26 protein-coding genes and 1 pseudogene are annotated in these 25,382 nt (G+C 62.5%); 17 read left to right on the top strand and 10 right to left on the bottom strand.

Annotated elements, in window-relative coordinates:
* Window positions 1-56: 56 nt before the first annotated feature.
* The 3 genes from C8D04_RS01280 to C8D04_RS01270 form a co-directional block, all read right to left on the bottom strand.
* A complete protein-coding gene (locus tag C8D04_RS01280) occupies window positions 57-1,382 on the bottom strand; it encodes a mechanosensitive ion channel domain-containing protein (protein WP_116003246.1) in 1,326 nt (441 codons plus the stop codon).
* On the bottom strand, window positions 1,382-2,173 hold the full coding sequence (locus C8D04_RS01275; RefSeq protein ID WP_116003245.1) for an enoyl-CoA hydratase: 792 nt from the start codon (window positions 2,171-2,173) through the stop codon (window positions 1,382-1,384). Before C8D04_RS01275 ends, C8D04_RS01280 begins: the two co-directional genes overlap by 1 nt.
* A 142-nt stretch (window positions 2,174-2,315) precedes the next feature.
* On the bottom strand, window positions 2,316-3,269 hold the full coding sequence (locus C8D04_RS01270; protein ID WP_116003244.1) for a histone deacetylase family protein: 954 nt from the start codon (window positions 3,267-3,269) through the stop codon (window positions 2,316-2,318).
* A 42-nt stretch (window positions 3,270-3,311) separates the two neighbouring features.
* Between C8D04_RS01270 and C8D04_RS01265 the strand changes: the two genes are divergently transcribed.
* The 11 genes and pseudogenes from C8D04_RS01265 (at window position 3,312) to C8D04_RS01220 (ending at window position 14,573) form a co-directional block, all read left to right on the top strand.
* Window positions 3,312-4,232 (top strand): MoxR family ATPase, encoded by a 921-nt coding sequence (locus C8D04_RS01265; RefSeq protein WP_116003243.1) that lies wholly within the window; start codon window positions 3,312-3,314, stop codon window positions 4,230-4,232.
* 32 nt (window positions 4,233-4,264) lie between these two features.
* The gene (locus C8D04_RS01260) at window positions 4,265-5,275 is read left to right on the top strand and encodes a DUF58 domain-containing protein (RefSeq protein WP_116003242.1); all 1,011 of its coding nucleotides are present in this window, start codon (window positions 4,265-4,267) and stop codon (window positions 5,273-5,275) included.
* An 82-nt stretch (window positions 5,276-5,357) separates the two neighbouring features.
* The gene (locus tag C8D04_RS01255) at window positions 5,358-7,403 is read left to right on the top strand and encodes a DUF3488 and transglutaminase-like domain-containing protein (RefSeq protein WP_116003241.1); all 2,046 of its coding nucleotides are present in this window, start codon (window positions 5,358-5,360) and stop codon (window positions 7,401-7,403) included.
* Entirely contained in the window at window positions 7,403-8,479 is a 1,077-nt protein-coding gene (mltB, locus tag C8D04_RS01250; protein ID WP_116003240.1) for a lytic murein transglycosylase B, read from the top strand. The genes C8D04_RS01255 and mltB overlap by 1 nt, the downstream gene beginning before the upstream one ends.
* A gap of 13 nt (window positions 8,480-8,492) precedes the next feature.
* Window positions 8,493-8,732 (top strand): annotated as a pseudogene (locus C8D04_RS18870) (DUF1653 domain-containing protein); the annotation flags it as partial.
* 51 nt (window positions 8,733-8,783) lie between these two features.
* Window positions 8,784-8,990, top strand: coding sequence for an oxidoreductase-like domain-containing protein (locus C8D04_RS01245; RefSeq protein ID WP_233521223.1), 207 nt, complete (start codon window positions 8,784-8,786; stop codon window positions 8,988-8,990).
* 86 nt (window positions 8,991-9,076) lie between these two features.
* Window positions 9,077-10,627, top strand: a complete 1,551-nt coding sequence (locus C8D04_RS01240; RefSeq protein ID WP_116003239.1) for a wax ester/triacylglycerol synthase family O-acyltransferase — start codon at window positions 9,077-9,079, stop codon at window positions 10,625-10,627.
* A 45-nt stretch (window positions 10,628-10,672) separates the two neighbouring features.
* Window positions 10,673-11,503, top strand: coding sequence for an alpha/beta fold hydrolase (locus C8D04_RS01235; RefSeq protein WP_116003238.1), 831 nt, complete (start codon window positions 10,673-10,675; stop codon window positions 11,501-11,503).
* Between the two features lie 259 nt (window positions 11,504-11,762).
* Entirely contained in the window at window positions 11,763-12,650 is an 888-nt protein-coding gene (locus tag C8D04_RS01230) for an alpha/beta fold hydrolase (RefSeq protein WP_116003237.1), read from the top strand.
* A gap of 187 nt (window positions 12,651-12,837) precedes the next feature.
* A complete protein-coding gene (locus C8D04_RS01225) occupies window positions 12,838-13,806 on the top strand; it encodes an ABC transporter ATP-binding protein (protein ID WP_116003236.1) in 969 nt (322 codons plus the stop codon).
* Window positions 13,803-14,573 (top strand): ABC transporter permease, encoded by a 771-nt coding sequence (locus C8D04_RS01220; RefSeq protein WP_116003235.1) that lies wholly within the window; start codon window positions 13,803-13,805, stop codon window positions 14,571-14,573. Before C8D04_RS01225 ends, C8D04_RS01220 begins: the two co-directional genes overlap by 4 nt.
* A gap of 15 nt (window positions 14,574-14,588) precedes the next feature.
* On the opposite strand, the gene C8D04_RS01215 is transcribed toward C8D04_RS01220, so the two are convergent.
* From C8D04_RS01215 to C8D04_RS01200, 4 genes are read right to left on the bottom strand one after another with little or no spacing between them, the layout of a single operon-like run.
* The gene (locus C8D04_RS01215) at window positions 14,589-15,971 is read right to left on the bottom strand and encodes an MATE family efflux transporter (protein ID WP_199562953.1); all 1,383 of its coding nucleotides are present in this window, start codon (window positions 15,969-15,971) and stop codon (window positions 14,589-14,591) included.
* Window positions 15,958-16,521: a DUF2239 family protein gene (locus tag C8D04_RS01210; RefSeq protein ID WP_116003234.1), complete on the bottom strand. Its 564-nt coding sequence runs from the start codon at window positions 16,519-16,521 to the stop codon at window positions 15,958-15,960. The genes C8D04_RS01215 and C8D04_RS01210 overlap by 14 nt, the downstream gene beginning before the upstream one ends.
* Entirely contained in the window at window positions 16,518-16,904 is a 387-nt protein-coding gene (locus C8D04_RS01205; protein WP_116003233.1) for a GIY-YIG nuclease family protein, read from the bottom strand. Before C8D04_RS01205 ends, C8D04_RS01210 begins: the two co-directional genes overlap by 4 nt.
* A gap of 60 nt (window positions 16,905-16,964) precedes the next feature.
* Window positions 16,965-18,296, bottom strand: coding sequence for a branched-chain amino acid ABC transporter substrate-binding protein (locus C8D04_RS01200; RefSeq protein WP_116003232.1), 1,332 nt, complete (start codon window positions 18,294-18,296; stop codon window positions 16,965-16,967).
* Between the two features lie 95 nt (window positions 18,297-18,391).
* Between C8D04_RS01200 and C8D04_RS01195 the strand changes: the two genes are divergently transcribed.
* Window positions 18,392-18,778 carry an Hsp20/alpha crystallin family protein gene (locus tag C8D04_RS01195; RefSeq protein ID WP_116003231.1) on the top strand — a complete coding sequence of 129 codons (387 nt, stop codon included), beginning with the start codon at window positions 18,392-18,394 and terminating at the stop codon, window positions 18,776-18,778.
* A gap of 124 nt (window positions 18,779-18,902) precedes the next feature.
* On the opposite strand, the gene C8D04_RS01190 is transcribed toward C8D04_RS01195, so the two are convergent.
* Complete coding sequence (locus tag C8D04_RS01190) at window positions 18,903-19,931, bottom strand: integron integrase (protein ID WP_116003230.1); 1,029 nt, start codon at window positions 19,929-19,931, stop codon at window positions 18,903-18,905.
* A 148-nt stretch (window positions 19,932-20,079) separates the two neighbouring features.
* On the opposite strand from C8D04_RS01190, the gene C8D04_RS01185 reads away from it, so the two are divergent.
* The 4 genes from C8D04_RS01185 to C8D04_RS01175 all read left to right on the top strand — a co-directional run bounded on the left by C8D04_RS01185 (window position 20,080) and on the right by C8D04_RS01175 (window position 21,954).
* Complete coding sequence (locus C8D04_RS01185; protein WP_116003229.1) at window positions 20,080-20,424, top strand: DUF1010 domain-containing protein; 345 nt, start codon at window positions 20,080-20,082, stop codon at window positions 20,422-20,424.
* Window positions 20,425-20,841, top strand: a complete 417-nt coding sequence (locus C8D04_RS01180; protein WP_116003228.1) for a hypothetical protein — start codon at window positions 20,425-20,427, stop codon at window positions 20,839-20,841. It begins immediately after the preceding gene.
* A 4-nt stretch (window positions 20,842-20,845) separates the two neighbouring features.
* Window positions 20,846-21,340, top strand: coding sequence for a hypothetical protein (locus C8D04_RS18515; protein ID WP_133243596.1), 495 nt, complete (start codon window positions 20,846-20,848; stop codon window positions 21,338-21,340).
* A gap of 92 nt (window positions 21,341-21,432) precedes the next feature.
* Complete coding sequence (locus tag C8D04_RS01175; RefSeq protein WP_116003227.1) at window positions 21,433-21,954, top strand: hypothetical protein; 522 nt, start codon at window positions 21,433-21,435, stop codon at window positions 21,952-21,954.
* Between the two features lie 306 nt (window positions 21,955-22,260).
* On the opposite strand, the gene C8D04_RS01170 is transcribed toward C8D04_RS01175, so the two are convergent.
* Window positions 22,261-23,346: an IS110 family transposase gene (locus C8D04_RS01170; protein ID WP_116003225.1), complete on the bottom strand. Its 1,086-nt coding sequence runs from the start codon at window positions 23,344-23,346 to the stop codon at window positions 22,261-22,263.
* A 163-nt stretch (window positions 23,347-23,509) separates the two neighbouring features.
* Between C8D04_RS01170 and C8D04_RS01165 the strand changes: the two genes are divergently transcribed.
* The gene (locus C8D04_RS01165) at window positions 23,510-23,827 is read left to right on the top strand and encodes a hypothetical protein (protein WP_116003226.1); all 318 of its coding nucleotides are present in this window, start codon (window positions 23,510-23,512) and stop codon (window positions 23,825-23,827) included.
* Between the two features lie 309 nt (window positions 23,828-24,136).
* On the opposite strand, the gene C8D04_RS01160 is transcribed toward C8D04_RS01165, so the two are convergent.
* Complete coding sequence (locus C8D04_RS01160; RefSeq protein ID WP_116003225.1) at window positions 24,137-25,222, bottom strand: IS110 family transposase; 1,086 nt, start codon at window positions 25,220-25,222, stop codon at window positions 24,137-24,139.
* Window positions 25,223-25,382: the final 160 nt, after the last annotated feature.

Raw genomic sequence — 25,382 nt, 5'->3', positions numbered from 1 at the left:
AACGATCGTGCTTTTTGGCGATTATAGGCCAGCAGGCCCCCTGCTTGTCCAGCACTTTAGTCGGCCAGCGCCCGGTCTGAGCCCGCCAGGGGCATCTGCCCCGGAGCAGCGCCCGTCAAATGCAGCACCCGCTGGGGAAAGGGGATGTCGATACCGTGCGCCCGCAAGGACCGCAGAATGGCCAGATTAACCTGGGAGCGCAAACCCATCTGTCCATTCTCGGGGTCGGCAATCCAGAACCCCACGGTGAATTCGAGCCCGTCGGCACCGAAGGCCGACAGCGCCACGCTAGGGGCGGGATCGCGCAGGACGCGGCTGCTCTCCAGCGTGGCATCGGCAAGCAGGCGCAAGACCAAGTCCACGTCGCTGTCGTAACCCACGCTGACCACGGTCGAGGACCAGACACGCGGGTCCGCCAGGGTGAGGTTCTCAACCCGGCTGGTGGTGATCATCTCGTTGGGTACGACGGATTCACGGCCTCCAAGCGACCGGATGACCGTGTAGCGCGACTTGATATCCGTAACGCGCCCCTCAAACCCGTCCACGCGCACGTTGTCACCGATGCGTATGCTGCGTTCGGCAAGGATGACAAAGCCGCTCACATAGTTCGCCGCCAGCTTCTGCAAGCCCAAACCCACTCCAACGCCAATGGCACCGCCCAGTACCGACAGCGCCGTCAGGTCGATACCCACGGCAGACAAGGCCACGATCAGACCCACAAAAACCAGCAGCGCACGGGTAGCGTTGCTGACGGCCTTGCGCAGCGACAGTTCGCCGCCCGTGGCCGAACGCAGCAAGCGGGCCTCGATGGCGGCCGACAACCACAAGGACAGCAGCAGCACCGCCGCCGCTGTCAGCGTGCCTTCGATGAGGGTGCGTACCGACAGCGTGCTGTTGCCCACCTTCCAGGTGATTTCGCCCAGCTCTTGCAGCACCATGGGCAGCAAGCCTGTGACCCACAGCACCATGACCAGCCAGGCCAGCCAGGAAATGCTGCGCTCGATCGGCCGCACCCAGCCCGCCTGCGGAAAAGCGGCCTGCAGCACTTTGACCCCCATGCGGATGACCACCAAGGCCACCAGCACAGGGATCGCCACGGCAAACGCCGCCAGCGGCATCCATTGCTGCACCAGGGTGCGCGCAACATAGGCCAACGCCAGCAGCACCAGCGGAAACAAAACACCATCGATCACATTGCGGCCAAACAGTATGGAGCGGGCATCGGTCGTGCGTGCGCCCCGGCGCAGCACAGACACCAGCGCCCAAGCCAGCACGGCGCACAGGGCGAGCACGCCCAGTTCGATCAATACGCTGGGCTGCGTGAATGCCTCCAGCCATGCGTCCACCCCATCCACCAGCAAGGGCTGCACCCTGGTGGCCATCAGCACTTCCAGTGGGGTTTGCGTTTCTCCGCAAAAGCGCGGGCGCCCTCTTGTGCGGCTTCATCCATCATGTTCACGGCCATGGTCTGGCCCGCGAGCTGGTAGGCAGCGTCCAGGCCCAGTTCGCGCTGGCGGTACACCAGGGCCTTGCCCATGGCCACGGCAACGCGGGGTTTTTCCAGAATGGACTGGACAAGTTTCTCCACCTCGGCGTCGAGCGCATCGACCGGCACCACGCGGTTGACCAGCCCTTCGCGCAGTGCCGTGGCGGCATCGATGAAATCGCCGGTCAGGAGCATTTCCATGGCGCGCTTGGCAGGCACGTTGCGCACCAGGGGCACGCTGGGCGTGGAGCAAAACAGGCCGTAGTGGATACCACTGGTGGCAAAACTGGCGCTATCGACCGCCACCGCCAGGTCGGCCTGTGCAACCAACTGGCAGCCCGCTGCCGTAGCCATGCCATGCACCCGCGCAATCACCGGAACGTCGAGCTTTTGCAGCGACAGCATCATGCGGCTGCACTGGGCAAAAAGCTGCTGGTACCAGCCCAACTCCGGGTGCGCGGCCATGTCCTTGAGGTTGTGGCCAGCGCAAAAGGCCTTGCCCGCGCCCGCCAAAACCACCACGCGCACGGACCCATCGCCCACCAGCGCATCCAGCGCCTGCTGCAGGGCTGTCAACATGTCGGAGCCCAGGGCATTGAAACGTGCGGGATCGTTCAGGGTGAGCGTGACCACGCCCCGTGCGTCACGGGACGTGAGCAGTAATTCACCAGCGCTGGAAGTCGTCATGTGTATTTCTCCTGAGCGTTGCATTGGGCAAATTCGAAAAATGGGCGCTGTTTACGCCAGGGCCACCGAGGAGCTGGCTTTGCCAGGCCTCTGGTGGCGTTCCCCTGGGGGGGGGAAGACGCCGCAGGCGGCACAGGGGGAGCTATAAATCCGCCAGCACGCGCACATGGGCTTCCACGCTGCGCGCCAGAGCATTCATCACATAGCCGCCTTCCAGACAGGAGACGATGCGCCCATTGGAGAAACGGCGCGCCACGTCCTTGATGCGCTGCGTGATCCAGGTGTAGTCCTGCTCAGTCAAGCCCAGCTGACCCATGTCGTCATCGCGGTGCGCATCAAAACCGGCGCTGATGAAGATCATCTCGGGCTTGAACGCCTCCAGGCGCGGAATCCACATCATCTCGATCAGTTCGCGGATATCCATCCCGCGTGTGTAGGCTGCCACCGGCACGTTGAGCATGTTGGCGGCAGGGGCCTGGTCACCGCTGAAAGGGTAAAACGGGTGCTGAAAGAAGCCGACCATGAGCGCACGATCGTCACCTGCCAGGATATCCTCCGTGCCGTTGCCGTGGTGCACGTCGAAATCCACCACCGCCACACGCTGCAGGTTGTAGCGCTGCAGCGCGTACTTGGCAGCCACTGCCACGTTGTTGAAGAAACAAAAACCCATGGCCTTGTCGCGCATGGCATGGTGGCCTGGTGGGCGCACCGCGCAGAAGGCGTTTTCCAGCTCACCGGCCATGACCGCATCGGTGGCAGCCAGCGCAGCCCCGGCCGAGCGCAGCGCTGCGGCCCAGGTGTGCACATTCATGGAGGTATCGGGATCCACCTGCGTATAAGCCGGGCCGCCGGCCTCCACTTCTTCGCGCAGCCAGTCGGTCAGGCCGCGCATGGCCGCGATGTGCAGACGGCCATGGGCCAGTTCGATGTCGGCCAACGCCGCCTCAGGCGCCTCGTAGCGCTCCAGGGCGTCGATAACACCGGTCACCAACAGACGGTCTTCGATCGCATCGAGTCGCCCCGGACACTCGGGATGGCCTGGGCCCATTTCATGTTTCCAGCAGTCGCGGTGGGAAAAATAACCTGTCTTGCCCATTGCCTTGTCTCCACGCGTCAGAATTTCGGATAACGTCACGCCATGCCAACCCAGCACAAAATCAAATCCATTTTGGATCAGCTTAACACGGTGATCGTGGGCAAAAACGCCCGCGTACAGGACTGCGTGGCCTGCCTGTTGGCAGGCGGTCACCTGCTGATCGAGGATGTGCCTGGCGTGGGCAAGACCACACTGGCACACGCCCTGGCCCACACCTTTGGCCTGCAGTTTGCGCGCGTGCAATTCACGGCCGACCTGATGCCCAGCGACCTGATCGGCGTCTCGGTCTACGAGCGCGGCAAGGAAGCTTTCATGTTCCACCCCGGGCCGGTATTCGCCCAGGTGCTGCTGGCCGACGAGATCAACCGCGCCAGCCCGAAGACGCAAAGCGCCCTGCTCGAAGCCATGGAAGAAAAGCAGGTATCGGTCGAAGGCGCCACACGCGCACTGCCCGAGCCCTTTTTCGTCATTGCCACGCAAAATCCGCACGACCAATTGGGCACATATGCGCTGCCCGAGTCGCAGCTCGACCGCTTCCTCATGCGCATCTCGCTCGGTTACCCGGACCGCGCAGCCGAGCGCCAACTGCTCGCGGGCAGCGACCGGCGCGCCATGGCCAGCACCATGCTGCCGCTGCTTTCGGCCGAAGAGCTGGCCCACCTGCAACAGCAGGTGCTGGCCGTGCACGCGGCCGATCCGCTGCTGGACTATGTGCAGGACCTGATCACCGCCACGCGCTCGGGCCGCTGGTTTCTGCAAGGCCTCTCGCCACGCGCCGGCATTGCCCTGGTGCGCGCAGCCAAGGCGCAGGCGCTGATCAGCGGGCGCGATTACGTGGCGCCCGACGACGTGCAGGCCATCATCGCCCAGACGATCGCCCATCGCCTGGTACCCGTGGGCGATGCAGGGCGTGGTGCCGTCGAGCAAGTGCAGGCCATGGTCCAGTCCGTCGCGCTGCCTTGACGGCAGTGCCGCACGCAGGCCCGCCACACCCGATGGAACGCGCACACCCGCACCGTCCCTGGTGGCCTGACGCCCTCAACCCGTTGGCTGCCGTGCAACGGCGCTTTACGCGCTGGTGGCAGGCGCGCCTGCCGCTGGCCGACACCACGGTGCTCACGCAGCGCAATGTGTACATCCTGCCCACGGGGGCGGGTTGGATGCTGGCGCTCACCTTGCTGGTGCTGCTCGTGGCGTCCATCAACTTCCAGCTCAACCTGGGCTACCTGCTCACTTTTTTGCTAGCAGGCAGCGCCGTGGTGGGCATGCACATCTGCCACGCCACGCTGCGCGGCCTGACCCTGCACCTCAAGCCCCCGGAGCCCCATTTTCTGGGCCACAGCGCCACGCTGGAGGTGCAGCTCAGCAGCGAACGCCGCACCCCGCGCCACAGCATCGCGCTGGCCGTGCATGGCAGCGGGCACTGGGCCTGGACCGATGTGCCTGCCCAGGGCACGGCCAACGTGCAGGTAGCCTTTGCCGCGCCCCACCGTGGCCTGCACCGCGTGCCCACGCTGACGGCAGAGACCCGCTTCCCCCTGGGCACCTTCCGTGTCTGGACCGTGTGGCGCCCCGCCGCTGAAGTGCTGGTCTACCCCGCACCCGAACCGGGCGCTCCACCGTTGCCACCAGGCGAGCCCCGCGCGGGCGGCACGGGCAGTGCGCCCCACCAAGGCACCGGCGAATTTGAAGGCGTGCGCGCCTACCGCCGGGGCGATCCGCTGCAACTGGTGGTCTGGAAGAAGGCCGCACAGGCCCTGGCCAGCGGCTCCGACGCACTGGTCAGCCGCGATGCCCAGCAATCGCAGCGCCATGAACTCTGGCTGGACTACGCCCACACGGGCCTCGCCAACCCCGAGGCGCGCCTCTCGCGCCTGGCCGCCTGGGTACTGCAGGCCGACCGGCTGGGCCTGGACTATGGCCTGCGCCTGCCAGGCCAGGAAGTCGCCCAAGGCAACGGCCCGGCCCAGCGCCGACGCTGCCTGGAGGCGCTGGCGCTATGCTGAGAGAAATATCAATCAAATATACCTCAAGCGCTTATATATCAAGCGTGAACAGCTATATTTACAATAGCACATTGGGGGCTGTATGAGCCTGCGCCAAACCCTTGCTGCGCTGCCACGCGATGCCCGCGACACCCTGTTCCTGCTCGCCGTCATTGCCTGGGTGATTGCACCGCAGACCGACGTGCTGCCGCTCTGGACCACAGCACTGGCCGCCACGCTGCTGGTCTGGCGCGGCTGGCTGGCCTGGACGCTGCGCCCCTTGCCCCGCACCTGGCTGCTGCGCATTTTGCTGGTGCTGGCCGTGGCGGGCACGGTGCTTACGCACCGCACCATCCTGGGGCGTGACGCCGGCCTCACCCTCATCGTCGTGTTGCTGGCCCTCAAGACACTGGAAGCCCGTGCCCAGCGCGACGCAATGGTCATCTTCTTCCTGTGCTTCTTCACGATGCTCAGCAACTTTTTCTATTCGCAGTCCCTGCTCACCGCCGCCGCCATGCTGGTGGCGCTGCTCGGTCTGCTGACGGCCCTGGTCAATGCCCACATGCCGGTGGGTCGGCCACCGCTGATGCAGTCGCTGCGCACGGCCGCCACCATGGCGCTGCTGGGCGCGCCCATCATGGCGGCGCTGTTCATGTTCTTCCCGCGCATGGCGCCGCTGTGGGGCGTGCCGGGCGACACCCTGACCGGCCGCACCGGCTTGTCGGGCAGCATGAAGGTGGGCTCCATCGCCGAGCTGGCCCTGGACGACCGCGTAGCGCTGCGGGTGCGCTTTGACGACCCAAAAATCGAACCACCCCAATCGGTGTTGTACTTCCGCGGCCCGGTGCTCTCCAGCTTTGACGGGCGCGAATGGCAGGCCGACCCGGTACGCGAGGACAGCGCCTTTGCTGGCCGCATGGGCCTGCCCGCGCAGCTGCAGGTGCAGGGCCCATCGCTGCGCTACGAAATCACGTTGGAGGCGCACCAGCGCCCCTGGCTGCTGCTGCTCGAAGCCGCGCCCGAGAAGCCCGAGGTGGCAGGCATGAATGTCTTTATGACGCAAGACCTGCAGTGGGTGGCATCGCGCCCCATCACCGACATCGTGCGCCTGCGCGCCGAAAGCTACCCGCGGTTCAGCCACGGCCCGCGTACCGCCACCCCGGCCTTGCGCTTCATGACGGCGCTGCCGCAGGGCCTGAACCCGCGTACCCTTGCGCTGGCCCAGCAAATGCGCGCCAACCCGGCCCTGGCAGCCGGTGGCACCCAGGCGCTGGTGGACGCCACGCTGCAGCGCCTGCGCACCGGTGGCTACGAGTACACGCTGGAGCCCGGCGTGTACGGAGAGCACACGGCCGATGAATTCTGGTTCGACCGCAAGTCCGGCTTTTGCGAACACATCGCATCGGCTTTCGTGGTGCTGATGCGCGCCATGGATGTGCCGGCACGCATCGTCACCGGCTACCAGGGCGGTGAGCGCAACCCGGTCGATGGCTACTGGACCGTGCGCCAGAGCGACGCCCATGCCTGGACCGAAGTCTGGATGGAAGGCCGTGGCTGGGTACGGGTCGACCCCACAGGCGCCGTATCCCCCGGGCGCGTAGGCCAGTTCCAGCGCCTGCAAGCCCCCCGTGGAGCCATGGCCAATGCAGTGGGCACAATGCTGAGCCCCGGTACTGTGCAGCGCCTGCGCGCCGTATGGGAAGCCGCCAACAACCGCTGGAACCAGTGGGTGCTGAACTACACGCAAAGCCGCCAGCTTGACCTGCTGCGCGCCATGGGCTTTGACGCCCCCGACTGGCAAGACCTGGCCCGCGTGCTGGCGGGGCTGATCGTCGCCGCCGCAGCGGCCGCTGCCGCCTGGACGCTGTGGGAGCGCTTGCAGCACGACCCCTGGCTGCGCCTGCTGGCCCGCGCCCGCGCACGCCTGGAGCGCAGCGGCCTACCCACCACGGCCAGCATGCCGCCCCGCACGCTGGCGGCACACGCCCAAGCCCGCTTTGGCGCCCCTGCCGACGACGCCGCTGCCTGGCTGCTGCGCCTGGAGCAACTGCGCTACGCCCCTCCCTCCACATCCCGGGTGCAGGCCCTGGGCCAGCTGCGGCGCGATCTGCGCCGCCTGCGCTGGCCTGCCCCACGCCGTCCTTCATGATGCAGAAATTTCTCTCGATTGCTCTTCTTTCAATAGCTGCTACCGCCCTATCTACGGGCGTAAATGCCAAAAATCCCTCTAAAAAGCAAGCCGCAGCAACCCGCGCCGCCGAGCCGACCGGCACGCCCTACGCCCGCCGCGCCGACGCCATGCAGTTTGCCGACGACCTGGCCGAGCGCCGCGACCTGGACCGCGAATGGGTGCGCCAGGCCATCGGCCAGGCGCGTTTTCTGGCGCAAGTGCCGCGCCTGGTATTGCCACCGGCCAAAGGTACAGCGAAGAACTGGCAGGCCTACCGCAACCGCTTCATCGAGCCGGTGCGCATCCGCGCCGGGGTGCGCTTCTGGCAAGAGAATGGCGCCGCGCTGGCGCAGGCCGAGCGCGAATACGGCGTGCCCGCCGAGATCATCGTCGGCATCATTGGCGTCGAGACCATCTACGGCCAGCACATGGGCAACTTCCGGGTGATGGATGCGCTGGCCACGCTGGCCTTCGATTTCCCGGCCGAGCACCCGCGCGCGCAGGAGCGGGCAGCCTTTTTCCAGCGCGAGCTGGAGCAGTTCCTGAGCCTCATGCACCGCACGGACACCGACCCCTTCACCCCGCGCGGCAGCTATGCCGGTGCCATGGGCCTGGGCCAGTTCATGCCATCGAGCTGGGCGCGGTACGCCGTGGACTTCGACCGCGACGGCCACATCGACCTGTATGGCAGCGCTCAGGACGCCATCGGATCGGTGGCCAACTACTTCATCGCACACGGCTGGACACCCGGCATGCCCACGCACTTTGACGTACGGCCCGAGGGCAGCGCCGCGCAAACCGACGAACTGCTGGTGCCCGACATCCTGCCCACCTTCAGCGCCGCCAGCATGCAGGCCCGGGGCGCCGTGCTGGACGAGGCAGGCGCCCGCTACACCGGCCCGCTGGCCCTGGTCGAACTGCAAAACGGCGACAACCCGCCCAGCTACGTGGCAGGCACGGAAAACTTCTACGCCATCACGCGCTACAACTGGTCCAGCTACTACGCCATGGCCGTCATCGGGCTGGGCCAGGCCGTGGCCGCAGCGCGCCGTTGACCCCCAACCCGCCGTGACCGACCCGCACCTGCCTGCCCTGCACGCCACGGCCCCCGGCCTGTACCGCCACTACAAAGGCGGCTGGTACGAGGTGGTCGCCACCGTGCGCTGCAGCGAGACCCTGCAAGGCATGACGCTCTACCGCCCGCTCTATGGCGCAGGCCTGACCGATGGCACGCTATGGGTACGGCCCGCCGCGATGTTTAACGAATCGGGCCACTTTGCCGGCAAGGTACAGCCGCGCTTCGTGCGCCACGAACCCGCGCAGCTGCTACTGGCCGACCTGCCCACCGCGCACGCACTCATCGCCCACCTGCGCGGGCAGGCGCAGCGGCAAGGCAGCCTGCCGTTGGACACAGCCCTGCGCCCGCCACCGCCCGAGCCCAGCACTTGCTGCGGGCGCGGCTGCAACGGTTGCGTGTGGGAGGGCTTTTACACCGCTCTGCACCACTGGCGCGAGGACGCCATCGCCTTCTTGCAGCGCAACGAAGCACCTTCCGCAGCCCGCTGAACCGGCCGGGCATGGGAAATACCCTGAGCATTTTGGTTGCCCACGGGTAGAAAAAGCCGTCACCATGCAGGACAAGGAGACCCTGCATGCCGATGCCACAGCTGTCCGGACTGGACGCCCTGTTTCTCTACATGGAGAAGCCCGAAATGCCCATGCACGTGGGCGCCATGCACCTGCTCGAACTTCCCAAAGGCTACCGGGGCCGCTATGTCAGCGACCTGCGGCGGCTGTATGCCGCGCGCATGCCTGCCCTGCCTGCGCTGCGTCGGCGCCTGTGGTGGATGCCCTTGAACCTCGCCAACCCGGTCTGGGTGGATGCCGAGCCCGACCTGTCGTACCACATCATCGAACACAAGCTGCCGCGCCGCGCGGCAGGCGGACCACCAAGCGACGCCCGCACGCTGCTGGAAGAAAAAATTTCGTTGCTGCACCCGCAACTGCTCGACCGCAGCAAACCGCTGTGGCGCATGCATGTCATCGAAGGCCTGCCGCGCAGCGCGCAGGGCCTCAAGCAGGTGGGGCTGTATTCGCAGTTGCACCACGCTGCGGTGGATGGCCAGGCGGCGGTGGCGCTGGGCAATGTGCTGTACGACCTGACGCCTGAACCCCGCGCAATCGCACTGCGCCCCTCACGGCGCAGCAAGGTCTTTGGTATCGGCATGGTGGAGATGCTGCGCGGAGCCCTCGGTAACGAGGTTGGCCAGGTGGCGCGTCTGGTGCGCGAACTGCCGGCCACGCTGGGCACAGTGGCCGGTGCAGCCAAGGACGCATTGACCAGCCAACGCCTGCGCGGCAAAGGCTCGGGCAACGTCACGCTGGCCCCGGCCACCCCCATGAACGTGACCGTGGGCACCACACGGGCCTTTGCAAGCGCCAGCCTGCCGCTGCCAGAACTCAAGGCCCTGGCACGCGCGCACGGTGCAACGCTGAACGATATGGTGCTCATGCTGTGCGCGGGCGCGCTGCGCAGCTACCTGCTGCTGCACCAAAAACTCCCGCGCAAGAGCCTGGTGGCAGCCGTGCCCATTTCGCTGCGCCCGCAGGGCGACACCCGTCCGGACAACCAGGCCTCGATAAGCCTGATCAGCCTGGGCACGCACCTGGCCGATCCGGGCCAACGCCTGGCGCACATCCGTACCGCCAGCGGCGCGATGAAAACCACCATGGGACGCATGAAAAGCATCCTGCCGACCGACTTCCCGTCCATCGGCATCCCCTGGTTGATCGAGGCAGCGGCCACGCTGTATGGCAAGGCCCGCGCGGCCGACCGCTTGCCCCAGGTGGCCAACGTGGTGATTTCCAACGTGCCCGGCCCCCAGGTGCCGCTGTACCTGGCGGGTGCACGCATGCTCGCCAACTGCCCCACCAGCATCGTGGTACACGGCCTGGCCCTGAACATCACGGTGCAAAGCTTTGACGCACACATGGATTTCGGCCTCATGGCCGACGCGGCGGCGCTGCCCGATATAAAGGCACTGGCCAAAGCTCTGGACGCCGCTCTGGACGAGCTGCGCACTCTGCCCCACCCGCAGCCCGCCCCGCCAGCGGCCCGCCCACGCCCCCCTGCCCCGGCAGCTGCCAAGGTGTCGCGCAAGCGACCCGTCTCTCGGGTAAATGCCACCCGGAGAGGCGCTTGACATCTTTACCATGGTGCCATGGCCTCCACCTCAGAATGTGTCCCCATGCCCGCACATACCCGCCGCAAGACCCACGTCACACCCACCGAAGACGCCGGTCTGGACCTGATGCCACCGGGCCTCAGGCTGATGCTGCTCGAAGCCCGTGCGCCCTGGGAAGCCATGGCCATGGCCGCCGTCTCGCCATGGCTCTCGCGCATGCCGCCAGGCGACGGGCATGCGGTGCTGGTCTGCCCCGGCCTGGGCGCATCGGACCTCACCACCCTGGCCCTGCGCCGGTTTCTGAAAAAACTGGGCTACCAGGCCTATGGCTGGAAGCAGGGCCTGAACCTGGGCCCCCGTGAGGGCGTTGTCGAAGGCTGTCTGGAGCGGCTCGAGGCACTGCACCGGGAGCATGGCGGAAAAATCAGCCTGATCGGCTGGAGCCTGGGTGGCATTTACGCACGCGAAATGGCCAAGGAAATGCCGGACCTGGTACGCGGTGTCATCACCTTGGGCACCCCGTTCACCGGCCACCCCAAGGCCACCAATGCCTGGCGTTTCTACCAAATGGTGAGTGGCCAAAACGCCCACGACGAAGAGTTGCTGGCCGAAGTGCGCAAGCCCCCGCCAGTGCCCACCACGTCGATTTACAGCAAGACCGACGGCATCGTGTCCTGGCAGTGCAGCATCAACCCGGCGCGGCATGCCCACACCGAGAATATCGAAGTGCGCGCCAGCCACATCGGCATGGGCATGAACCCGCTGGCCATGTATGCCATTGCCGACCGTCTGCGCCAGGAACCCGACCAATGGCGGCGATTTGACGTACAGGGCGCGCGGCGCTGGTTCTTCAAGGTGGCGCACCAGCCTGAGGCCGTCACACGGTGGTATTGAACCTAGAAACAGCAGTTGACCGCTTTGTATCTCTTGCTGGGCCGCATGAAAGCTATCGTTGATGACTCCAATAACGTTCACCTGATGGGGGAGAGCGCTATGCACCCACCAGCACCGCGCTCAGGGCGCCATGCGGCGTTGTTCCTCCTTGCGGGCAGGAGCCCGCCGCGTCGTCTCGCCTTGCCTGACACCCAGATCACGGCACCGGCGGGCACATCCAACTGCCGTTTCTAGGTTGAAACAGCGGGCTGCCTGACCCATGCAAATCCAGGCCAATGGACTGCACATCGAGGTGGACGACCAGGGCCCCGCTGGGGGCCCGGTGGTCTTGCTCATCATGGGTTTGGGCATGCAGCTCATTGCCTGGCCGCAGGCGCTGGTGGATGGGCTTGTAGCGCGCGGCTTTCGTGTGCTGCGCCTGGACAACCGCGACATCGGCCTGAGCCAGGGTTTTGACCATGCGGGGGTTCCGCACATGGCACTGGCAGGCCTGCGCCACCTGCTGCACCTGCCGGTGCGCTCACCCTATTGCCTGGCCGACATGGCACGCGACGCCCTGGGCGTGCTCGACGCGCTGGGCATCGCCCAGGCCCATGTGTGCGGTGCCTCCATGGGCGGCATGATCGCCCAGCATCTTGCCGCCACCGCCCCGCAGCGCGTGGCCAGCCTTACGCTGATGATGACCACCAGCGGCGCCCGTTCACTGCCCAAACCCCGCTGGGTCCTGCAACGCACCCTGATGTCCCGTCCGGCGGGGCCTGGCGAAGATGCCGCCGTCGCCTGGATCGTGCACCTGTTTGGCGCCATCGGCAGCCCCGGCTACCCGGCCAACGCAGACACCCTGCGCGAGCGTGCCTTGGCCTCGGTGCGCCGCGCCTGGCACCCAGCGGGCTCGGCCCGGCAATTGCTGGCCATCGTGGCCGACGGCGACCGCACGCCCTTGCTGGCCCGCATCACAGCACCCACGCGCATCGTGCATGGCCTGGACGACCCGTTGGTACCCGTGGCCAGCGGCCAGCAACTGGCGCAGCACATTGCGGGCGCGCAGACGGACTTTATTCCCGGCATGGGCCACGATCTGCCGGATATGCTGCTCGGGCACTTCGCCACGGGCATCGCAGAGAACGCAGCGCGGGCACACCCCTGAGCGGACTTGGAGCGCCAAAGCCGCAGACAGTGCTGTAGCACGGCAAGGCGAAGCAACAACAAGGATGGTTTAGAAACAGCATCACCTTGCAATCCGGTATCACAAACCCCCTGCCCAGCGCCGCAATGGGGTTCGCGCCACAATGTGCAGCCCCGTTCTCGACGCTCCTCCTCCACCATCACCCTGCATGCCTGCCACTCCCCCCTTCGTTTCCGACGCAGACGCCATCGTCCGCGTGCGCGGCCTGAGCAAAACCTATGCGGGTGGATTTCAGGCGCTGAAAAATGTAAACCTGGACATCCGGCGCGGTGAGATTTTCGCCCTGCTCGGCCCCAACGGTGCGGGCAAGACCACGCTCATCAGCGTCATTTGCGGCATGAGCAACGCCACCGAGGGCACGGTGACCGCCGACGGCCATGACACGGTGCGCGACTACCGCACCGCCCGCGCCGCCATTGGCCTGGTGCCGCAGGAGCTGCACACCGATTCGTTCGAGACCGTGTGGGCGACAGTGAGCTTTAGCCGCGGGCTGTTTGGCAAAGCGCCCAACCCGGCGTTCATTGAGAAGATTCTGAAAGACCTGTCACTCTGGGACAAGAAGGACAACAAAATTCTTCAGCTTTCGGGCGGCATGAAACGGCGCGTGCTCATTGCGAAGGCCCTGTCGCACGAGCCAAAGATTTTGTTCCTCGACGAGCCCAGCGCCGGGGTGGACGTAGAGCTGCGCCACGACATGTGGCGCCTGGTGCGTGAATTGCGCGATGCCGGCACCACCATCATCCTGACCACGCATTACATCGAAGAGGCCGAAGACATGGCCGACCGCATTGGCGTGATCCGCAAGGGTGAGCTGATCGTGGTGGAAGACAAGCACGTACTGATGCGCAAGCTCGGCAAGAAGCAGCTCACGCTCACCCTGCAGCAGCCCATGGAGCGCGTGCCAGACGCCTTGGCACGCTGGCCGCTTGCCCTGTCACAGGATGGCCAGCAGCTCATCTACAGTTTTGACACGCAGCAGGAAGACACCGGCATTGCCGCACTGCTGCGCGCGCTGGGCGAACTGGGCATTGACTTCAAAGACCTGCATTCCAGCGAAAGCTCGCTCGAAGACATCTTCGTCAGCCTGGTCCACGACACGAAAGCACCGCAAGCATGAAGGGCCTCAATCTGCACGGCGTGCGCGCCATCTACGCCTTTGAAATGCACCGGGCGTTTCGCACCTGGATGGGAAGCCTGGTGGCACCGGTGCTCTCGACCGCACTGTATTTCATCGTCTTCGGCTCGGCCATCGGTTCGCGCATGGGTGACATTGGCGGCGTAAGCTATGGCGCCTACATCATCCCCGGACTGTTGATGCTGTCACTCTTGTCCGAGAGCATTTCCAACTCGGCGTTTGGCATCTACATGCCCAAGTGGTCAGGCACCATTTACGAGCTGCTGAGCGCACCGGTGAACTGGGTCGAGGTGCTGCTGGGCTATGTGGGAGCGGCGGCAACCAAGTCGCTTCTGGTGGGCGCTCTGATTCTCACAACAGCACGGTTTTTTGTACCCTACGAGGTCGCGCACCCGGTATGGATGGTGGGCTTCCTGGTGCTCACGGCGATCACCTTCTGCCTGTTTGGTTTCATCATCGGTTTGTGGGCCGACAGTTTTCAAAAACTGCAGATCATTCCGCTGCTGGTGATCACGCCTCTCACCTTCCTGGGCGGTGCGTTCTACAGCATCAACATGCTACCGCCGCTGTGGCAGAAGGTGTCGCTGTTCAACCCGGTTGTCTACCTCATCAGCGGCCTGCGCTGGGCGTTCTACGGTCAGGCTGACGTGCACATCGGCGTGAGCGCGGGCATGACACTCGCGTTCATGGCGATATGCCTTTGCGTGGTGTGGTGGGTGTTCAAGACCGGGCACCGTATCCGCAAGTGAGCCTTGAAACAGCCGTCACACCAGCTTGCGAATCGGTTGATGGCGCCAGATTTTTCGGTAGTAGGTCGCTTGCAACAACAGCATTGCAGCAAAGGCGATCGGGTAGCCCATCCACACGCCCCTCAGCCCGAACTTCTGGCTGAGCAACCACGCGGCGGGAACCTCAACCAAAGCGATACAGGCAATCGCAATACCAGTGGGCACCAGCACTGCGCCGCTGGCCCGCATGATTCCTGACAGGGCCGAGGCCATGCCGAAGATCACCGTGCTCCACAGCATGATGTGCAGCAGCTCCTGCGCCACCTCGATCACGGCCGGGTCGGTGATGAAAAAACCCATCAGCATGCGCGAAAAAAAGTAGCCCAGCAGCACCAGCGCGCCTGTGAGCACCACGTTCATCCACAGCGCCGTACGCACGATCGCGCCCAGCGTGTGCAGGCGTCCGGCGCCAATGGCCTGCGCACCCAGGATGGAGGTAGTGATGGCAATCGAGATGGCTGGGAACTGCACATAAGCCACCACCTGGTTCACCGCACCATAAGCGGCCGTGGCCTGCGAGCCATAGCCATTGACCAAGCCCAGCAGGGCCAACTCGGCGAGCGAGATCACGATCATCTGCACCCCGGTAGGGATGCCCACGCGCAGCACGCCGCGCAGCAAGGCGAGGTCAATGCGCAAATGTGGAATCAACGCACGCCCCGGCGCGAGCGGGCTATGGAGGCGCACCAAGCGCCAGCCCAGCCAGGTCGTGGCCACCACAAAGGACACCACGGTGGCAGCCGCGCCGCTGGCCACACCCAGCTGCGGCAAACCCGCCCAGCCACGAATGAGCGCGGGCGTGAGCACCAGCCCAATGCCCGCGGAAATCAGCAGCGTGTAGAGCGGTGTGACCGTATCGCCCACCCCGCGCAGCATGGCCGTGGCCAGCAGAAACACGAACAAGCCGGGCATGGCAATCAGGATGATGCGGGCGTACTGCGTGGCGTCTTGCAAAATGTCGGCCGGAGTGCCCAGCGCACGCAGCATGGGGCCGGTAAAGCTCCCGCCCAGCACCGCCACAAACACACCAAACACCACGCCCACGGTGAGCGTGGTACCGGCCACGGCACGCACACGGTCGACCTTGCCTGCACCCCAGGCCTGGCCAATCAGCACAGAGGCGCCCGCACCCAACCCGATCATGAAGGCGATGAAAAAGAACATGACCGGGAAGAAACCAGAGACCGCCGCCAGCGCTTTCACGCCCAGCATCTGACCGAGGTAAATGTTGTTGAGCGTGCCTGAGAGGGACTGCAGGATGTTGCTCGCCAGCATGGGGGCGAGGAACACCGCAAACACACGCCAAAGCGGGCGTGTGCCCGCAGGGGCCGCACCGGGCGCCTGCTCAGGAGGCCGCATTGTCTTCACTCCACGACGCAGCAGCCAGACCCTGCAAATAATGCGAAACATCCACAGGCCAAGGTGCTACCAACGCGGCAAAGCGCTTCTGGTCGCCCGCAAACAGCGCGCGTGCGGCCTCCTCGAAACCCTCCAGTGATCCTGCCATGGCGGTCATGAAGCGGTAGGTCGCTTCACGTGATTCGCGTACCGTATCACGCCCCTGGTGAATGCGCCGTGCTTCTTCCACCAAGCGGCGCAAGGCGACCGAGGCGCCGCCGGGCTGGCGGCTGAGCCAGTCCCAATGGCGCGGCAAGAGCGTGACCTCGCGCGCCACCACGCCCAGCTTGGGGCGGCCAACACTGCGCGGTGCACTTTCTGGTGCGGGCTCTGCATCTGCACCCAGCGCAGGTTCGCGCAGATCCAGATCCACCAACGCACCGCTGGTGTCGTCAAAAATCAAAACCGATGCACCGCCCTGGTATTGCCGCATTTGTGCAAAGACCTCTTCCCGGCTGCCATGGGCAATGCGCTCAAACCCGCCAAACGCGGTCAGGGTGCGGGCGCTCATGGACGATCCCCGTTGTAGCCGCTGTCGCCATGGCAAGGGGTCTCCTCGCGCCATAGTTGCAGCATGCTGTCGAGTTCAGCCGCGTAATCAAAAAGTGGATCGTCCCGCTCCTTGATGTGATCCAGCACGGCAAAGCTGAAAGCCTCGGCACCATGCGCAATCCAGTCTTGCTGCAGCGATTTGTTGCGGTGTGAGCGCATTTTCAACTCGAACCGCATGCGGTTCATCGCGCCATCGAGGTTGAGGCTGCCGCCCACGTAAACCCGGCCATTGGTCTGGTTCGTCAGGGCGAAAACACCCGCAGGCGGACGCGAGTCCTTGTATTGGCGCACCAGTGCGCGGCGCGGCGAAAGGGCGGCGTGGGCAGGCAATGAGGAAGTCATACCTTTTATTTTACCCGGGCAATATTTATTGCGCAATATACCCGGGTAAAAAACCGTTCTTTAAAAACGCTGCATCTGGCAGCTGTGCGGCTGCTGGGTCTGCGCTGCGGGAATATCGCGCACCACGCGGAAGCCATAACCCGAGCCTTCCACATCAAACTTGACGCCCGGAGCGCCCTGCTTTTCCATCAGGCCCACCACCAGCGGCTGCTGGAACTGGTGGTCGGCAGCGCGCATACGGCCACTGCGTCCGGCCAGTTGCACATGGGCTTTTTCCATCTGGCGTGCAACGGCTGTGGAGTCCACGCTGCCTGCAGCTTCGATGGATTGGGCCAGCGCTTCGACCATGAGCTGCATGCGCATGTGCACATAGTCGTCTTGCGGCTTGGGAAAGCGCGCCCGGAAGGACTGGTAGAACGCTTCGCTCTGGGCGCCCGGCACATTGGGCATCCAGTCGGCCACAGCGATCACTTTGTCGATGCCGGCATCGCCCATAGCCGCGGGGGCGCCCAGTGCGTTGCCATAAAAGGTGTAGAAGCTGCCGGTGTAACCCACCTCGCGCGCTGCCTTGACGAGCAGCGTCAGATCGTTGCCCCAGTTGCCGGTGATGACCGCCTGCGCGCCACTGGTCTTGATCTTGACGGCATAGGGAGCAAAGTCTTTCACCCGGCCCACGGCGTGCAGTTCGTCACCCACGATGGCCACATCGGGGCGCTGGGCGGCCAGCTGCTTCCTGGCCTCACGCAGCACGGCCTGGCCAAAGCTGTAGTCCTGGCCAATCAGATAGACACGCTTGAGGGCATCGTCGGCACGCAACACGCCCATCAGGGCGGCCATGCGCATGTCGGCATGGGCATCAAAGCGGAAATGCCAGAAGCTGCACTTCTCGTTGGTGAGGATGGGGTCCACCGCCGAATAGTTGAGAAACAGCACGCGCTTGTCCGGCTCACGCTCGTTGTGCTTATTGATGGCATCGATCAGCACGGCTGCCGTGGCCGATGAATTGCCCTGCATGACGACGCGCGCGCCGTCATCGATGGCGGCGCGCAGCGCCGACAGGGCCTCTTCGTTCTGGCCCTTGCTGTCGTAGCGCGCAAGCGCCAGGGCGCGCGCGCCACCGGCCTCTGACGGCAGCAGCACACCACCGCGGGCATTCACCCGATCCACGGCCCAGAGGATGTTGCGAAACACCGCCTCTCCCGTGTTGGCAAATGCCCCGGACAGGCTCTCGATCAACGCGACCTTGACGGGTTGTGCGGTACGCGCCACCGGTGCTGCCGTTTGCGCATGGCTGGCGGTCACGGCACACGCAGCAGCAAAGGCCACACCGACGGCAAAACGCCATGGTGTCTGGACAGCGATTTTCAACGGGGCCAGGTGAAAATTCAGCATATTTTTAGATCCTTGAAATCGGCATGGGCACACCTCAAGTCAAGGGCATGCGGTCAACACCACGCACGCCGCGCAGTTTATAGGAGTTAACCCTGATGCTTTTCTCGCCCATGATGACCCGTCGCGCAGCCTGCGCTCCCCGCTCTGCCGATATGGCATTGCAGCGTTTTTTGCTGGACGCAATGCCTGCAGCCCCGGCCCGCCGCACTCCGGGCTACACCGTGGCGCAGGATGAAAAGGCCACCACGCTGCAGCTCGACGTGCCAGGCCTGGCCCGCGAGCAACTCCAGATCACCATCGAAGGTGCGCAAGTGCAGGTCAAAAACACCGAAGGTGCGCCGCGCCAGGTGAATCGCGCCTGGGAGCTGCCCACGCCCATCGACGCCGCCGCCAGCTCGGCCAAGCTGGAGCACGGCGTGCTCACCCTCACCCTGGCCCGCCAGGCCCCCGGCGCGCGCGCCGTGGAGCTGACGGTGCATTGAGGCCCCCGCACCGTAAGCTATTTTTTCGATAGCTGCTAGCGCCCGCTGTGTATACGCTGCGGGCGTTTTTTATTCCAAAACCTGCAAGCGCCGCCCCGGCTGTGCGCCACACGCCCAGCGCAGGTCACAGCGCATCGAGCGGACTCAAAATACCGCGTCCGCCCTTGTTGAGCACATGGGTGTAGATCATGGTCGTGCCCACGTCGGCATGACCCAAAAGCTCTTGCACGGTGCGGATGTCGTAGCCCGCCTGCAGCAAATGCGTGGCAAACGAGTGGCGCAGCACGTGCGGCGACACCGGCTTGTCGATCTGCGCGCGCCGCGCCGCCTCGCGCACCGCGCGCTGCACCGATTCGGGGTACACATGGTGGCGCCGCTCCAGCAATTGGCCCGTGCGCGCATCCGGGCGCGGGTCGATGGCCCGCACCGGCGACGGAAACACCCATTGCCACGCCCAACTTTTGTCGGCATTCGGGTATTTGACGGCCAGTGCATGCGGCAAATACACGCGGCCCAGGCCTGCGGCCAAATCCTTCTCATGCAGCGCGCGCGCCTTTTGCAACTGCGCCTGTAGCGGGGCCATCAGGTTCTCCGGCAACACAGTGACGCGATCCTTGCCGCCCTTGCCCTCGCGCACCACAATCTCGCGCCGCGCAAACTCCACATCCTTGACGCGCAGGCGCAGCCCTTCCAACAGGCGCATCCCCGTGCCGTACAGCAACTCTGCCACCAAGCCAGCGGTTCCATCCATGTGCTGCAACAGCGTGCGCACCTCGGTAGGCGTCAGCACCACGGGCAGGCGGCGCGGCCGCTTGGCCTGCACCACCTCATCCAGCCAGGGCAAATCAACCCCCAACACCTGCTTGTACAAGTACAGCAGCGCGGCCTTGGCCTGGTTCTGGGTGGAGGCCGACACCTGCCGATCCACCGCCAGGTGGCTCAGAAACGCCTCGACCTCCGCCGCGCCCATATCCTGGGGGTGGCGCTTGCCGTGGTAGACAATGAAGCGCCGCGCCCAGTCGATATAGGCCTGCTCGGTGCGAATGCTGTAATGCCGGGTGCGCAGGTGAATGCGCAAACGCTCCAACAGCTTGGGCTGGCGCAGCGCCGGTGCATCGCCGGCAGTTGGCAGGTTTGCGGGATCGGTCGGCATCCGCAAAATTTTAGGTTTGCCTAAATAACAACCCATTGGGGTTTACCTGGGAGGACTGGGAGATGCGTTGCGTTATCAGACCGTTCCACGTAGCATCACTGTCGTCTAATTCTAGTTAGCCTGCGAAAAACCTGCATTATTTAGGCCCATGTTTTATTCACCAGCGTTTATCTTCTCAAGCGGTTATTCGTTGGGTTTTGGGTTTCTCGCCGGGCTTCGCCTTTGGGCGCTGCGCCAGTTTCAAGCCTTTTTGGCCGCTAGCCCTTGCACCGCTTGCGCCACCAGCTATCATTTTTCGAGCAGTGCGTCGCTTCCGTGGCACACTGCTTTTTCGCGGTTTGCGCTCGTCGTCAATTCAGCAGTTTCTGTTTTGGCTTCTGGGTCTAACTGCGCAGTCAAGCCGACCTGCCTTCGGCAGGCGTCTTACTTTCTTTCGTTAGGCCGTTTGATACACAAGCGTTATATTTGTCAAAAAAATCAGGATAGAACTTAAATGTCACAGAAGCTAATTCTTGTTAAATACGAGCTAGAGGATGACATCCCTATCGATGAAAGCTCAGAAAATTTGATGTCGTCATATGCTCCTCCTGAACTTATCAACTGGGCAATCGAGAAAGGCTTAATTTCCGAAATAAATATAAAAGAGTCATCAGGAGAGGTTGCCGATATACCAGTATCTATGATAGATGACAGGGAAAACAGCCACTTGGAAGATATTTTTCAACACATTGAAGCCGAACTAATTGGGCATGTAGAGAGCGCACACTCTTATATCTCTGAAGGCTTATTGATACCTAAAGAGCTTGATAAACATTTTTCTGAACTTCACATTTGGCTAGAGGTTCGCAATCTTCTCAAGGAAAAGAAAGAAAAATATAGCAACAACAATATCAAGCTTGTTGTAGGGTAGCACGATGTCAAAACATTCCGAAAAAGGTAGAAAAGGTGAGCTCGCGGTAACTGGCATACTCTCCAATATCGGCGTCCACGAGCCAAGCATAGAGGTTGTTAGGGCAAACACAACTACAACACCCGAAAGTGGCGTAGATATAGCACTCAAATGTCCGCACAATTTATCTCAGAAGCTTGATCAGATTGTTAGCAATGGAAGCTCAGAAATAGCCTTGGCAAACTCACAGATCGATGTTCGAGTGCAGGTTAAAAATTACTCCGGACCAATAAATAAAGCAGTCGCACAAAGTTTTGTAGATGATATTCAAAAAAATCAAAACTTTTCCGAACACTGGGGGGTCGGCGGAACGAGGCTAACAAAAGGCGCACATGAAGTTTTAGAAAAGGCGAATGAAATCGCTCCTGCAAAATGGTACACAGCTTCAGATATAGAAAAAATACAGGCCCAGTATCCTGCAATACCTTTCACAAGAATTAATAGCATTGATGAAAAATGAGAAATAGCCTAACAAATAAATCCAGCCGACGCCCGCAAGCGGGCGCGGCTGATTTCAAGCGTTAGAGATCACTACACCTGCACCACGAACTCATGACAGATACTGTTCCCCCATCTGATTACTACTCGCACCTTCTGAGCATTTGGGATACCGAAGAGTCACTGCGTGAGCGAGCTCGCTCTTTGTTTCTGGCACTACAAGGGGCGCTCTTAGCTGCCGCAACCATATTCTTTCAATCTAATCGCGGACTATTTATTTATTTTTCATTCCTCTTCGCATTTCTTGCATTTGAGTGGTTTAAGGTCACCACTGCTCGCGCACGACGGTTAGCGTTCGTTATATGGGCCGTAACCAAGTTCGAAAAGGAGGGTTTTGTCGTGGAGGGGGTGATGTCTTGTCTCCGCACTCTCACTGCAAAGTTGGAGTATGGCGATATCTCGCTGCTCAAAGACAAAACTTTCCCAAGTATCTTCCATGAATATCGTTCTGCAGACTTCTTTGTTCTTGGCGGCACCATTTCCCTATGGTGCCTCCTTGCATCAATTGCCTACTCGTCGCTATCCGAGGTGGAACTGTTTGGAAGTTGGATTCTTGAGCTCGTGGGGGCGAAGTGACCTCTAACCTTTCGTATATGGACTCCCCCACAAGTTCAAGAAACTGATCGATATTTTGGTTGTTGGGGAAGCGCCTGCAGTCGTATATCCGGCATCTAAAATGGGATCGTATTTGTCCCGTGCCGACATGGAATCTGCGTCACCAATGCGCCAGTCGCTACGAACGGCAGGCAAGCTGCCGGAAGAGTTATCGGCGTCTATCGGTGTGGGGTGAACCCTATTGGCCATGATGGTCGATCAATCTCGTCACAAGCGTGGATGGGTGTTCAGTTTCTTCTCGATAACGGCTGTTTTGGATGTTGGCATTCAAGCGGGCATCGCAAAACTCTCCCTGCTGATCTTCTTGCCTAGGCGCACGGTAGGTTCATCAAACGCCACCTTGTCGCGCAGCGTGGCATAACAAATCCGCGCCAGTTTGTTCGCCAGCGCGCACGCCGCCTTGTTGTGATTGCTGCGGGCTTGCACATCCAGTGCCCAGCGGCGCACCCCACAGACCTCGCGCCCCGCGTTATCCGCCACCTTGGAGGCGCGCAGCACGCTCCTGGCGCCATGCGTGAGCAACATACGCAAGTAGCGGTCCCCTTTCTTGGAGATGTGCCCCAGGTAGCGGGAATTACCCGAGCTGTACTCTTTCGGTGTCAGCCCAAACCAGCTGGAGAAATGCCTAGCATCCTTGAAGTGGCTCACATCACCGGATGTAGCTGCCACCATCGCAGTCGCGGTCAGCAGGCCAATACCGGGAATCGACAGCAGCGTAGTGCAGGCCGGGCTGAGCCTGGCCAGCGCAGCCAACTCGCGCTCCAGTTGGGCAATGCGTGCTTCCAAAAGACGAATCTCCTCAATCAACAACTTGGCGGTGCCGCGAATCAAGTCCGGCACGGCCGTGTTGGGGTCGGCCAGCACACGGCTGATTGCTTCAATGCCGGTGCGTGCTCCCACTGGGATGGCAATGCCAAACTCACGGCAGAACCCACGAAGGGCATTGATGCGCGAGGTGCGGGTACCCATCCAAAGGCTGCGGATGCGGTGCATACCCTGCAAGGCCTGTTGTTCCACCGACTTGATGCGCACCGGGCGCATGTCGGAAGCACGGGCGGCTTCCAGCAGCGCTGCCGCATCGGCAGCATCGGTCTTGTTGCGCTTGACGTAGGCACGGATGTACTGGGCGGGTAGCAAGCGCACCTCGATGCCCAGGCCGTTGAGCCAGCGTCCCCAGTGGTGGGCTGAGCCACAGGCTTCCATGATGACCAGGGAAACGTCACGGTTGACAAACCAGCGCTCAAACTGGGTGCGGGTGAGGCGATGGGTTTCAACCACGCGCCATTGATCATCGGCCACGGCGAGTTGAAACACGGACTTTGCAAGATCGACGGCAACGGTAGTAGCATTCATGTCGGACTCCTTACGTTGAACAACCTGATCTCCACGCCAATGAAAACCAGGACGCAAATGTTGCGCAAAAAGACGGGGGAGTCCATCCCATCACTCAAGCGGACCCGCATTCTGCGGGCCGCTTACCTTGGCCGTTAGCGCACTACAAGTGAAGGATTATTAAATGCCAAAAATTGATCTCCCAAGCAATTGGGTCTGCAACGGCACTGAACTCAAGCCTAAGGTCGGAGCATCTTCCTCAAATACTTGGCTTCTTTCTGGAAACGAAATCAAGCCTAAAACTGGTGCTTCGTCATCAAACACATGGGTATGGGACGGAAAGGAATTGAAGCCCAAAACTGGAGCAAGCTCATCAAACACTTGGGTGATAGATGGCAGCAAAGCAAAACCCAAGGTTAGCGCTAGTACATCTAACACCTATGACACGAGCGGGCACCCAATTTTGGTTATTGCAGGAAAACTGGTGTTACGCCTTTGGTGAACCGCTCTAACACTTCGTATATGGACTCCCCCACAAGTTCAAGAAACTGATCGATATTTTGGTTGTTGGGGAAGCGCCTGCAGTCGTATATCCGGCATCTAAAATGGGATCGTATTTGTCCCGTGCCGACATGGAATCTGCGTCACCAATGCGCCAGTCGCTACGAACGGCAGGCAAGCTGCCGGAAGAGTTATCGGCGTCTATCGGTGTGGGGTGAACCCTATTGGCCATGATGGTCGATCAATCTCGTCACAAGCGTGGATGGGTGTTCAGTTTCTTCTCGATAACGGCTGTTTTGGATGTTGGCATTCAAGCGGGCATCGCAAAACTCTCCCTGCTGATCTTCTTGCCTAGGCGCACGGTAGGTTCATCAAACGCCACCTTGTCGCGCAGCGTGGCATAACAAATCCGCGCCAGTTTGTTCGCCAGCGCGCACGCCGCCTTGTTGTGATTGCTGCGGGCTTGCACATCCAGTGCCCAGCGGCGCACCCCACAGACCTCGCGCCCCGCGTTATCCGCCACCTTGGAGGCGCGCAGCACGCTCCTGGCGCCATGCGTGAGCAACATACGCAAGTAGCGGTCCCCTTTCTTGGAGATGTGCCCCAGGTAGCGGGAATTACCCGAGCTGTACTCTTTCGGTGTCAGCCCAAACCAGCTGGAGAAATGCCTAGCATCCTTGAAGTGGCTCACATCACCGGATGTAGCTGCCACCATCGCAGTCGCGGTCAGCAGGCCAATACCGGGAATCGACAGCAGCGTAGTGCAGGCCGGGCTGAGCCTGGCCAGCGCAGCCAACTCGCGCTCCAGTTGGGCAATGCGTGCTTCCAAAAGACGAATCTCCTCAATCAACAACTTGGCGGTGCCGCGAATCAAGTCCGGCACGGCCGTGTTGGGGTCGGCCAGCACACGGCTGATTGCTTCAATGCCGGTGCGTGCTCCCACTGGGATGGCAATGCCAAACTCACGGCAGAACCCACGAAGGGCATTGATGCGCGAGGTGCGGGTACCCATCCAAAGGCTGCGGATGCGGTGCATACCCTGCAAGGCCTGTTGTTCCACCGACTTGATGCGCACCGGGCGCATGTCGGAAGCACGGGCGGCTTCCAGCAGCGCTGCCGCATCGGCAGCATCGGTCTTGTTGCGCTTGACGTAGGCACGGATGTACTGGGCGGGTAGCAAGCGCACCTCGATGCCCAGGCCGTTGAGCCAGCGTCCCCAGTGGTGGGCTGAGCCACAGGCTTCCATGATGACCAGGGAAACGTCACGGTTGACAAACCAGCGCTCAAACTGGGTGCGGGTGAGGCGATGGGTTTCAACCACGCGCCATTGATCATCGGCCACGGCGAGTTGAAACACGGACTTTGCAAGATCGACGGCAACGGTAGTAGCATTCATGTCGGACTCCTTACGTTGAACAACCTGATCTCCACGCCAATGAAAACCAGGACGCAAATGTTGCGCAAAAAGACGGGGGAGTCCATCCCATCACTCAAGCGGACCAGCTAAAGCTGGCCGCTTACCTTAACCGTTAGTCCAGAAGCCTCAAAAAAGGAGC

The sequence above is a fragment of the Simplicispira sp. 125 genome (genome assembly GCF_003096555.1).
Classification (GTDB): domain Bacteria; phylum Pseudomonadota; class Gammaproteobacteria; order Burkholderiales; family Burkholderiaceae_C; genus Simplicispira.
The sequence above is the reverse complement of the archived record's forward strand: the minus strand, read 5'-3'. Positions and strand labels throughout refer to the sequence as shown.

Excerpts from the sequence above, each read along its gene's own strand:
- C8D04_RS01280 (WP_116003246.1), bottom strand. The coding sequence starts at position 1,382 with ATGGCCACCAGGGTGCAGCCCTTGCTGGTGGATGGGGTGGACGCATGG.
- C8D04_RS01275 (WP_116003245.1), bottom strand. The coding sequence starts at position 2,173 with ATGACGACTTCCAGCGCTGGTGAATTACTGCTCACGTCCCGTGACGCA.
- C8D04_RS01270 (WP_116003244.1), bottom strand. The coding sequence starts at position 3,269 with ATGGGCAAGACAGGTTATTTTTCCCACCGCGACTGCTGGAAACATGAA.
- C8D04_RS01265 (WP_116003243.1), top strand. The coding sequence starts at position 3,312 with ATGCCAACCCAGCACAAAATCAAATCCATTTTGGATCAGCTTAACACG.
- C8D04_RS01260 (WP_116003242.1), top strand. The coding sequence starts at position 4,265 with ATGGAACGCGCACACCCGCACCGTCCCTGGTGGCCTGACGCCCTCAAC.
- C8D04_RS01255 (WP_116003241.1), top strand. The coding sequence starts at position 5,358 with ATGAGCCTGCGCCAAACCCTTGCTGCGCTGCCACGCGATGCCCGCGAC.
- mltB (WP_116003240.1), top strand. The coding sequence starts at position 7,403 with ATGCAGAAATTTCTCTCGATTGCTCTTCTTTCAATAGCTGCTACCGCC.
- C8D04_RS01240 (WP_116003239.1), top strand. The coding sequence starts at position 9,077 with ATGCCGATGCCACAGCTGTCCGGACTGGACGCCCTGTTTCTCTACATG.
- C8D04_RS01235 (WP_116003238.1), top strand. The coding sequence starts at position 10,673 with ATGCCCGCACATACCCGCCGCAAGACCCACGTCACACCCACCGAAGAC.
- C8D04_RS01230 (WP_116003237.1), top strand. The coding sequence starts at position 11,763 with ATGCAAATCCAGGCCAATGGACTGCACATCGAGGTGGACGACCAGGGC.
- C8D04_RS01225 (WP_116003236.1), top strand. The coding sequence starts at position 12,838 with ATGCCTGCCACTCCCCCCTTCGTTTCCGACGCAGACGCCATCGTCCGC.
- C8D04_RS01220 (WP_116003235.1), top strand. The coding sequence starts at position 13,803 with ATGAAGGGCCTCAATCTGCACGGCGTGCGCGCCATCTACGCCTTTGAA.
- C8D04_RS01215 (WP_199562953.1), bottom strand. The coding sequence starts at position 15,971 with ATGCGGCCTCCTGAGCAGGCGCCCGGTGCGGCCCCTGCGGGCACACGC.
- C8D04_RS01210 (WP_116003234.1), bottom strand. The coding sequence starts at position 16,521 with ATGAGCGCCCGCACCCTGACCGCGTTTGGCGGGTTTGAGCGCATTGCC.
- C8D04_RS01205 (WP_116003233.1), bottom strand. The coding sequence starts at position 16,904 with ATGACTTCCTCATTGCCTGCCCACGCCGCCCTTTCGCCGCGCCGCGCA.
- C8D04_RS01200 (WP_116003232.1), bottom strand. The coding sequence starts at position 18,296 with ATGCTGAATTTTCACCTGGCCCCGTTGAAAATCGCTGTCCAGACACCA.
- C8D04_RS01195 (WP_116003231.1), top strand. The coding sequence starts at position 18,392 with ATGCTTTTCTCGCCCATGATGACCCGTCGCGCAGCCTGCGCTCCCCGC.
- C8D04_RS01190 (WP_116003230.1), bottom strand. The coding sequence starts at position 19,931 with ATGCCGACCGATCCCGCAAACCTGCCAACTGCCGGCGATGCACCGGCG.
- C8D04_RS01185 (WP_116003229.1), top strand. The coding sequence starts at position 20,080 with ATGTTTTATTCACCAGCGTTTATCTTCTCAAGCGGTTATTCGTTGGGT.
- C8D04_RS01180 (WP_116003228.1), top strand. The coding sequence starts at position 20,425 with ATGTCACAGAAGCTAATTCTTGTTAAATACGAGCTAGAGGATGACATC.
- C8D04_RS18515 (WP_133243596.1), top strand. The coding sequence starts at position 20,846 with ATGTCAAAACATTCCGAAAAAGGTAGAAAAGGTGAGCTCGCGGTAACT.
- C8D04_RS01175 (WP_116003227.1), top strand. The coding sequence starts at position 21,433 with ATGACAGATACTGTTCCCCCATCTGATTACTACTCGCACCTTCTGAGC.
- C8D04_RS01170 (WP_116003225.1), bottom strand. The coding sequence starts at position 23,346 with ATGAATGCTACTACCGTTGCCGTCGATCTTGCAAAGTCCGTGTTTCAA.
- C8D04_RS01165 (WP_116003226.1), top strand. The coding sequence starts at position 23,510 with ATGCCAAAAATTGATCTCCCAAGCAATTGGGTCTGCAACGGCACTGAA.
- C8D04_RS01160 (WP_116003225.1), bottom strand. The coding sequence starts at position 25,222 with ATGAATGCTACTACCGTTGCCGTCGATCTTGCAAAGTCCGTGTTTCAA.